Origin of the sequence: Streptomyces sp. NPDC048270 (genome assembly GCF_040652335.1) — a bacterium.
In the GTDB taxonomy this organism is placed as follows: domain Bacteria; phylum Actinomycetota; class Actinomycetes; order Streptomycetales; family Streptomycetaceae; genus Streptomyces.
On the sequence record NZ_JBEZLV010000085.1, the window covers coordinates 1 to 9,053 of the forward strand.

A 9,053-nucleotide genomic window follows, 5' to 3' on the forward strand; every position below is an offset into this window, starting at 1 on the left:
GTGGCAGCCAGCCGGTGTTCGATCCGGTTCCCCTTCGAAGTGCCGGGAGGCAGGTGGCAGACGGTGACCGTCAGGCCGGCCTCGGCGGCGAACCGAGCGAGTTGACGAGTACGCGGTAGGGCTGTGGAAGAGGGCGGTGTGGCCGCGGAAAAAAGGCTCGCGGCGGCGTACGGGGCCTGGATCGTCTTCGAGGACGAAGCCGGCTTCTCGATGACGCCGCCCCGTGCCCGCATTTGGGGCCGGCGCGGGCACACCCCCTTGATCCGTGTCCGCGGCCGTTCCCGACGCCGGACCTCGGTCGCCGCACTGTACTGCTACAAACCTGGTGAGGAGCCGCCTCATTCACCGGCCCCGCAACCATCTCCTGCTCAAGGGCGCCCGCAAGAGTTTCTCCTGGCAGGACTACCGCGACTTGCTGGTGAGGGCCCATATTCAGCTCGGCAGACCCATCGTGGTGATCTAGGGCAATCTCAACACTCCTCTGGCCGCCGGAGGGAAGCAAGGAGGGCCGGAGGGTTGCCCTTTCGCCTCTGCCCGATAGCTCTAGGCGTCGAGAGGCTGTGCCCGAGGGTGAGCCTTTCAGTAGGAGCCCTGCACCACACGTCGAGAATCAAAATCAGGAGACAATCATGTCGCTACATTGGCTTGGCGTCGCCGCTTCCAGAGGATGGGATGAAGCTATTTGCGTTGCGCGCAGCGAACTCGGCAACCAGGACCTTACTATTGGCGAGCTGCATGAATATACGGAACGAATGTTTGCCACTCACTCCGTCCAAGATGTTGATCGCATTGCGGCCGATTTTGGCCCCTCCGCCATGTCCGGGCTAATCACTGCGGACAGTGTGCAAATAGCCACGCAACAATGGGGTTGGCTGCAGCGCGCTTCCCTTCGGCAATGGGACGAGGCCACCTCGCATTTCTGCGAGGTGGCCTCGTCCGCGACCGACGTTGCCGGCCTGGAAACCTTGATTCGAGCCATTCAGCCAGGGGCATCCGAAAGCCTGGAGGAGCTTGCAGGACAACTCTACATAGAGGCCCTGTTCGGCAACATGACATATGAGATCCTGCGGGTAGCTCAGAACGCTGCTGCTTCACAACTAAACGTCGCCTCCGGCGCGGGCGCAAAGTCCGGGCCCAGGAGCCGAAAGTCCACTGAAAGACCTGCACAAATCCGGGCGAGGATCGCTAAGGAGCAGGGGAAGAGCTATGCCAAGATTCGCGGCCCCGTGGCAGAAGTTGCCGGGACCGGGCAGGAAACCGGCGTCACCGGACTTGCCGCCGAAAGGGTGAACACCGGTGGGAATAAATCCAGCTCCCGTCGACGAGCAGAGCGCAATGCCGTGGCCAGCGTAACCGCGAAGGCCGGAGCGAGGCTAATCTCACAGTTTTCACACCCTACAGATCTCTCGAACGACGGCGCTGAGAATGCCATAACGAAGCCCTCCGGGCAACGTAGCGACCGTGACCAGCCAGTCTTGACACCATCCCATCAAGTGGCAAGTGAGGACAGCCCCCAGGCCGATGAGCCGACTAACTGCACCATCTGCCTGGAGTCCATCGAAGCTGCGGAGGCCTACGTAACCGACTGCCGCCACTCCTTCCATCTCCTTTGCATTAAGGAATGGAAGAGCCGCGGGAGCAGCGATTGCCCGCTCTGCAGGCAGGCGATGGACCCTATTCGTGACACCCCCGAGCCGTCATGGGGATGGAGCGAGAGCGCGACTGAACTCCTAAAGGATCTGGCAATCGCCGCGCGTACCCTGCGCGGAAATATCGCTCCAGATGCACAGATGAGTGCTACATGGGGCAAATTCATCAATGAGTTGCCTGCGCAGGCCGCTTCTACTGTGGCGGCATACCCTGCATGGCAGGACTTCACTCGGACGCTTATCCGCAATGCGCGAGACTCGGATCTCATATCTAGCCACTTGGTTCAGATGGTGATGCTCTCGCGCGTGATTGTGGACATGGTGCCGATCCCGCGGCAGGTGTCACCAAGATGGGGGTGGAGCCGAGAATCCGTGAGTACGTTCCACCACCTTGTGGAAAAGGCGGAAGAAGTACGCGTTAATTCTCGCGGGCGAGCACCGGAAGAGAACTGGATGCACTTCATGAACCTTTTGAACCCGGATCTTCGAGATCTTCTTATTTCATATTCGAACGGCGCAACTTTCGGTGAGGTACTGTCCCAGCACCCCGATAAGGGAGGAGAGCTCTACCAGCACCTCGTGACAATGATGACGTTCGAGTAGGGTAGCGAATCCTGTCATCCTGGATGATTTCATGTCGGCAGGGTTTGGTCGACCTTGATAATGAGGCCGATACGGTTGGTGGTTCACGCATCGTGCTCGTCCCATGGTTGGCTCCAGCTATTGAAAGGCTTTTTATGGGTACGCTGTCAGCTGGAGTCAGGATTGTTGGGCGGCTGGTTCTGGTTGGGCTGCGGAGCCTGTTTCAGCCAGTTGCATTGAAGGGTTCGTCGAATCCTCAGAGTGGCGGGCGGCGTAGGCGTTCAGCGGACTTCCAGATCCGGCGTCTCGGCCAATGTGAACGGCCGCTACCTGATCAACAACGGCGCCCTGGACAACTACAAGGCCGACTATGCGGGCGTGGTGAAGTACCTCGTGAACCAGATGTGGACCAAGCCGCCCCGTTCGAAGCCCGGGCGTCTGCCTCTGGATTTCTTCGAGGGGGTGGTCCGCGGGCCAGACGGCCCGCGGATCAGTCCCCCGCTCGTTGGGCGCGCGTTGTCAGCCCTGTGGGTCCGAGTCACGGTTCAGCTGGGCATGAGATCCCGGTTCGTGCTCCGGGCGGCCTTCAGATCCTTGCCCTGCTGGAGCCTGAGCTCCAGGTCAATGACCTGTGGTCGCGGGCCTTGAGCTGTTCGCTGCCGGCCCGGCCCGGCGATGCCAGCCTCGCGCCACACTTGGTCGCCGAGAACCCCACCCAGGCGGGTTTTGAGGGCGCGACCCCGGGCGGGGAGCCGCTGCACGGTGCGAGTACCCGCGGCCAGGAGATCGGCCTGAAGCGAGGCCCGGCTGACCGCTGGGCCACGCCCCTGCGGCGGCCAGGGGTTCGACGGCCTGGGCATGGATCTCGCCGAGGAGGTCCCGGTGGCGGTAGAGAGGTGTGCCCGCGCCTGCCCCAGGTGCGGGCACGGGGCGGCGTCATAGAGAAGCCGGCTTCGTCCTCGAAGACGATCCAGGCCCCGGACGCCGCCGCGAGCCTTTTCCGCGGTCGCACCTCCCTCTTCCACAGCTCTACCGCGTGCTCGTCACGCTCGAGTGCTTGCCGGCAGGCGCCTGCCAGGACCAGCCGTGACGTTTCAGCAGCCGCCAGACCGTCGCCGCCGAAAGGCTCACCCTCAGACGTCGGCGCATCACCCTCTGGACCCGGGCAGGGGTCCCGCGTTCGTCGTCGAAGCCGTGAGCTGTCGGTCCCCTGCCGAGTTCCTCCTCCAGCACGGCGAACTGTTCGTCGGTGACAGCCGGGGAGTTCGCCGGGCCCGCCGAGCGCAAGCCCTCCATGCCGCCCTCGCGCCAGGCACGACGCCAGCGTTCCACCGACCGGACACTCACCCGCAGCTCTTTCGCGATGACCGCGGTCTTCTCGCCTGCCGCGAACCTTTCGCCAGCCTGAAGCCAGGATCCCCTCACGAAACACCCGACGCTCAGCGGTCAGGCCCCCGCCCTCCGGATAACGCATACCACCGGCATACCGCAGGGATCATGAATCGTCACCACCCGACCACAACCCGAAAACCTCAGCGGCTCGGCACCACCCATGGGATGTGCCGCAGCAGCCGTGGGCGGCCCAACCACTGAGCAGACAACGCCGCCGCAGTCGTCTGGCGCTGCGTCGTCGGGTCGTAGTGCCGTAGGAGACGGCGGTCAGGCCCGTGTGAGGCGCATACGGCGCGACAAGGTCAGGCCCGAAAGGCCAGCACACCCCGCGGCCGCGTCATTTGGGTGTGTCCTGTCCTCTTCCTGTACGTCCCCTGCCCGGGAGCTTTCCCGGGGGCCGCGATTCTGGAGCCACTTCCGGCGCAGATGGAGCGAACGGAGGCCCCTCAACCCCGGACTGGAGTTCCGATGTTCCGCAAGATCCCCCCACGCGTCGCTCTCGTGTGCGCCATCGCCCTGGTCACCGCCGCCACCGCAACCGCGGGGATCGGCGCGGCCGTCTCCGACGGAGGTTCCAAGCCCACCGAGAAGGAGATAGCCGCCCTGTTCGACGGATGGAACAACAGCCTGCAGACCGGCGACCCCGAAAAGGTCGCCGCGCGGTACGCGAAGGACGCGGTGCTCCTGCCCACCGCCTCCCCGGAGATTCGTACCGATCGTGCCGGGATCGTCGACTACTTCGAGTACTTCCTGAAGACCAAGCCGAAGGGCGAGAAGATCCGCAGCGTGATCACCATCCTCGACAAGGACTCGGCAATCGACGCGGGCCTTTACGAGTTCCACCTCACCGACTCCAGGACCGGCGAGAAGCGCACCGTCGAAGCCCGTTACACGTACGAGTACGAGAAGCGGAACGGAAAGTGGCTGATCGTTAACCACCACTCCTCGGTGCTGCCGCCCGCAAGCTGATCGCCACGCACAGCCCGCCCCCGGGCGCGTCCCGCAGGGTCACGGTCCCGCTGTCGTCCGTCACCAGTTGCTTGACGACGGCGAGGCCGAGGCCGGAGCCGGCACGCCCGGTGAGGCCCTGGCCGCGCCAGAAGCGATCGAAGGCCCGGGCCTTGTCGGCATCGCCCATGCCCGGGCCCTCGTCCAGCACCAACACCTCGACCTCGTCACCCCGGCACTCCAACCGGACGGTGATCGCCCCCATGTCCGGTGAGACCTCCAGGGCATTGGACAACACGTTGTCCAGGATCTGTTCCAGAGAGCCGGGGCTGGCCAACACCAGGAGTCGGTCGGCGGCAGCCGCCCTGAGCGTGATGGTGATGCCGCGTTCGTCGGCGGCGGGCCGCCAGACCGACAAGCGTTCCTCGATCACGTTCCGGAGCGGGAGCGGCTCCGCCACCGCAACCTTCGCCTCCGCCCTCGCCAGTACCAGCAGACCGTTCACCAGACGGCTCATCCGGACCACCTCGGCCGTTGCCTGCTCCACATCCTCTTTGACGAACTCGTCGTTGACGCCGTCCGCGATGTTGTCCAGGGACAGGCGAAGTGCTGTCAGAGGGGTCCTGAGCTGGTGGGACGCGTCCGCAACGAAGATGCGCTGCGCCACGATGAGAGTGTCGAGACGTTCCGCGCCCTGGTTTAGCGTGCGGGCCAGGGTCTGGGTTTCCTGAGGCCCGGTCACCGGGGAACGTGCCGTCAGGTCGCCGTCGCTGAACTTGCTCGCCATGTCGTTGAGCTGGCGCAGGGGGCGGGTCAGCCGACGGGCGGCAACGGCGCCGATGCCGGCCGCCGCCGCGAGGACGATGACGGCCAGGGCGGCCCGGAACCCCCAGATGGCCCACAGCCTGGCCGTGAGACCGTCTGTCGAGTACACGATCCGTACGGCGCCCACGACCGTGCCCCGGGGGCCACTGTCGCCGTACGCCGGGCGCTCGTCCACCACCCGGCGTACCTGCGCGGGGACGGTGACCACCAGCCGTGGGCCCCAGATGACGGAGGAGCCCCAGTCCGTGGTGGAGGATCCTTCCTCTAGGGCCCGGTAGAGGGCAGCGTTTCGCTCCGGGCGGGGCAGGTCCGCGACACACTCTGCGGTGGCGGTGGTCTGGACCTCGCCGGGCGTCTCGTCGCCGTAGGCACTGGCCATTTCCTCCAGCGCTTGGCACGAGGCGTCATCGCTGTTGCCCAGCAGCAGCGCCATCGTGGTGGCCTCGCGGGTGACGGACAGCTGGGTGTCGTCACGCAGCTGAGCGGTAAGGGTGAAGGCCACCGGAACGGTGAACAGACCGATGGCGACTGCCACGAGCAGGACATAACTGCGGATGAGCTGGCGGATCATGATCAGGTGCTGTTTCCGCCCTCGTCGACTACGAGCCGGAAGCCAACCCCTCGCACGGCCTCGATGGTGACCGCGCCCGCCAGTTTGCGCCGTAGGGCCGCCACATGGACGTCCAGTGTCTTCGTCGGCCCGAACCAGTTGGCGTCCCAGACCGCCTCCATGATGTGTTCCCGCGACATCAGCGCGCCCGGGTCCTCGGCGAGGAAGGCGAGCAGGCTGAACTCCTTGGGGGCGAGCGGGACCTCCGCACCGTCCAGTCGTACCCGGGCGGCCCTGCGGTCGATGGTCAGGCTCGTCCCGTACCGATCCGGGCCGGCCGCGGCGGCGCCGAGCGTGCGGGGCTGTGTCCGCCGCATCACCGCCCTGATGCGCGCGATGACCTCCCGCAGGCCAAATGGTTTGGAGACGTAGTCGTCGGCCCCCAGTTCCAGTCCCACCACCCGGTCCGCCTCGTCGCTCCGCGCGCTGATCACAATGATCGGGACGTCACCGCGGTCACGGAGCGCCTTGCATATGTCGAGGCCGTCGGCGTCGGGCAGGCCCAGGTCGAGCAGCACCACGGCGTACGGCCCCTCGTAGGCCAGTGCCGCCCCACCCGTGCTGACCCATTCCACCTCGAAGCCGTACCGACGCAGTCCGCGCCGGAGCGACTGGGCGACCGACTCGTCATCTTCCACCAGGAGTACGTGCACGAAACGAACCCTAACCTTCGAGCTTTCGAGCCCACGACAGCAACGGGTGCCGGGCCGGAATCTGGGACACCTGGGCAGTGGGCCGTTTCGAAATCGTGACTCATTGTCTCGCACGAACCGGTGGAGTGGTCGACGATGCGGCTCGCCACCAGGGAGAGTGACCGGCCCACAAGTCACCACTGCCCAAACGGAACCGCAATCACATTTCGCCCCCGCTCCCGGGCCGACTATGCGATCTGATCGCAGCTCGTCCGCACACCAGATCGGCACTATCTGTACCGGGCCGGAACCCCACGCTGGCTCACATGCCTGCCAACGCGCCGGCGACGGCAGCATTACCCCCGATCGATCCGCTGCAGCAAACACCTCGCCAGCACCGAAACCCTAGCGCGCCATTCGTTCACGCTTCCGCCTCCGATGGCCCCGCCGACGGGCACCCAAGGACCGCTCGCCAGGCACGGAGCGGCTGTCGCGGCCGGCGTCGGTCGACGGCGGCTGCGGCAAGCACTTCGTCGAGCACGCCGCCACCTTCGGTATCGACCGCGATCCAGCGAATGGGCACCCGGCACCAAAAGGTTCACCCCACCCCCAAACGACGCTGGTCAGGCAAGCGGACGTACGGCTGGCTCATGCTCCCGCCGCCTGGCCTGGGCGGACAACAGCTACCGCACCAAAAGCCATCGACCACGGCGCCCGCCTCGGCGTCGGCGTCGACGTCTTCCACCGCGACCCCGGCCAGAAGGGCTTCGAAGTCATCCCGCGGCGATGGTCGTGGAGAGGACGTTCGGCTAGCTCGTGCACCGCCGCTCGCCCGCGACTACGAGACCCACGGGTCTGATGCAGGTTTGGGTGGCAGGTTGAGTCACGCGGCTTGGAGGGCCGGTGTGGTCATGACGGTCTCGAATTCGATAGGGGTCAGTCGGCCGAGTGCGGCTTGCCTGCGACGGCGGTGGTAGGTCCGCTCGATCCAGGTCACGAAGGCGATCGTAGTTCCTGGCGGGTGGCTCACTTCCTGCGGTCAAGGACGTTCTTCTGCAGGAGGCTGAAGAAGGACTCCAGGGCCGCATTGTCGGCGGCTGCCCCGATTCGCCTTATCGACCCGGCCATCCGGTGCCGGTCGAGGACCCGGACGAATTTCCTGGACCGGAATGGCGAGCCGCGATCGGTGTGCAGGATGCATCCGTCGACGTGTTCACGTCGGGCGACGGCGTTGTCCAGGCGGGCACGGCCAGGCGGGACTTCATTCGTGCGTCGATGGAGTAGCCCACGATCCTGTTGCTGAAGACATCCTTGACCGCGCAGAGATACAGCTCGCCGTCGCCGGTGGCATGTTCGGTGATGTCGGCGAGCCACAGCCGGTTCGGGCCGGCCGCGGTGAAGTCACGACGCACCAGATCGTCATACACCGGCGGGCCAGCCTTCATGCCCCGGCCGCGCTTCTTGCCGAACACGCTCCACCAGCGGTTGTCCCGGCAGATCCGCCACGCGGTCCGGTCCGCCATCGCGGACCCGGCGCCACGCGCTTCATCTGCCAGGAAGCGGTAGCCGAACTCCGGGTCCTCACGGTGGGCACCGAACAGCGCGTTCGCACGATACGCCTCCGCGAGCACGGTTTCGCCCACCGACTGGTCGAGCCAGCGGTAGTAGGGCTGTCTGGCGAGCTTCAAGACCCGGCACGTCACCGTGACGGGCACCCGTCCCCGGCCAGCTCCTTCACGAGCGGGTAGATCCTTTTCCCGGCAGATGCGCCTGCGACAGGTAGGCCGCGGCCCGACGCAGGACCTCGTTCTCCTGCTCCAGCAGCTTGATCCGCCGACGTGCTTCCCGCAGTTCCGCGCTTCCCTGGCTGGACGTTCAGGGCTTGGCACGGCCATCGATGTCCGCCCGGCGCATCCACTTCCACAACGTCATCGGGTGGACTCCGAAGTCGGTGGCCACCTGCTCGACCGTCACACCCGGGCCGCGGTTCCTCGCGACCCGCACGACGTCCTGGCGGAACTCTTCCGGATAAGGCTTGAGCACAGCGACATCCTTCCCACCTGCCCCACAAGGCAAGCCAGTTCAGATGTCACCCGATCGTGCGGCAGACCCGTCTGATGCCATAGGGCCGACCTTAGAACCAGCGGCTGACAACAGCTTGATCGTCGCTCGCCGGCCTTGCCGCCGGGTTGGCGTTCAGGCTGGCAAGTTTCGAGTGGCCCCTTGTCCCGGCTCACCAAACTGCTGGCACCGGACGCTGCAGCCGCCAACTCGACGCTGAAGCGCTCAGTCGCAATCACCCGATCGGTGGGCAAGTCGAAGAAGCACACAGTTCTAGATGCAGTTACGCAACCAAGAAGAGTCGCGTTAGGAGTGAGAAAACCGCTTAAACACCAAGAAAAAGGACACAGATAT

General features: G+C 65.4%; 5 protein-coding genes and 4 pseudogenes. 4 read left to right on the forward strand and 5 right to left on the reverse strand.

Features of this window, described 5'->3' with window-relative positions; translation table 11 throughout:
- Positions 1–104: pseudogene (locus AB0D66_RS33605) on the reverse strand (hypothetical protein); the annotation flags it as partial.
- 106 nt (positions 105–210) lie between these two features.
- Between AB0D66_RS33605 and AB0D66_RS33610 the strand changes: the two are divergent.
- Both AB0D66_RS33610 and AB0D66_RS33615 read left to right on the forward strand, forming a co-directional pair.
- A pseudogene (locus AB0D66_RS33610) lies at positions 211–460 on the forward strand (DDE endonuclease); the annotation flags it as partial.
- A 169-nt stretch (positions 461–629) separates the two neighbouring features.
- Positions 630–2,252, forward strand: coding sequence for an RING finger domain-containing protein (locus tag AB0D66_RS33615; protein ID WP_362310968.1), 1,623 nt, complete (start codon positions 630–632; stop codon positions 2,250–2,252).
- A gap of 1,008 nt (positions 2,253–3,260) precedes the next feature.
- On the opposite strand, the gene AB0D66_RS33620 is transcribed toward AB0D66_RS33615, so the two are convergent.
- Positions 3,261–3,656 carry a winged helix-turn-helix domain-containing protein gene (locus tag AB0D66_RS33620; RefSeq protein ID WP_362310969.1) on the reverse strand — a complete coding sequence of 132 codons (396 nt, stop codon included), beginning with the start codon at positions 3,654–3,656 and terminating at the stop codon, positions 3,261–3,263.
- 435 nt (positions 3,657–4,091) lie between these two features.
- Here AB0D66_RS33620 and AB0D66_RS33625 point away from each other — a divergent pair, with 435 nt between their 5' ends.
- Positions 4,092–4,592, forward strand: coding sequence for an SgcJ/EcaC family oxidoreductase (locus AB0D66_RS33625; protein ID WP_362310970.1), 501 nt, complete (start codon positions 4,092–4,094; stop codon positions 4,590–4,592).
- On the opposite strand, the gene AB0D66_RS33630 is transcribed toward AB0D66_RS33625, so the two are convergent.
- Together AB0D66_RS33630 and AB0D66_RS33635 are read right to left on the reverse strand one after the other, a co-directional pair.
- Positions 4,555–5,967: a HAMP domain-containing sensor histidine kinase gene (locus tag AB0D66_RS33630; protein ID WP_362310971.1), complete on the reverse strand. Its 1,413-nt coding sequence runs from the start codon at positions 5,965–5,967 to the stop codon at positions 4,555–4,557. The genes AB0D66_RS33625 and AB0D66_RS33630 overlap by 38 nt on opposite strands.
- Positions 5,968–5,969: 2 nt before the next feature.
- Positions 5,970–6,659, reverse strand: coding sequence for a response regulator transcription factor (locus tag AB0D66_RS33635; protein WP_362310972.1), 690 nt, complete (start codon positions 6,657–6,659; stop codon positions 5,970–5,972).
- 645 nt (positions 6,660–7,304) lie between these two features.
- On the opposite strand from AB0D66_RS33635, the pseudogene AB0D66_RS33640 reads away from it, so the two are divergent.
- Positions 7,305–7,448: pseudogene (locus AB0D66_RS33640) on the forward strand (IS5/IS1182 family transposase); the annotation flags it as partial.
- A gap of 73 nt (positions 7,449–7,521) precedes the next feature.
- On the opposite strand, the pseudogene AB0D66_RS33645 reads toward AB0D66_RS33640, so the two are convergent.
- Positions 7,522–8,681 (reverse strand): annotated as a pseudogene (locus tag AB0D66_RS33645) (IS3 family transposase).
- Positions 8,682–9,053: the final 372 nt, after the last annotated feature.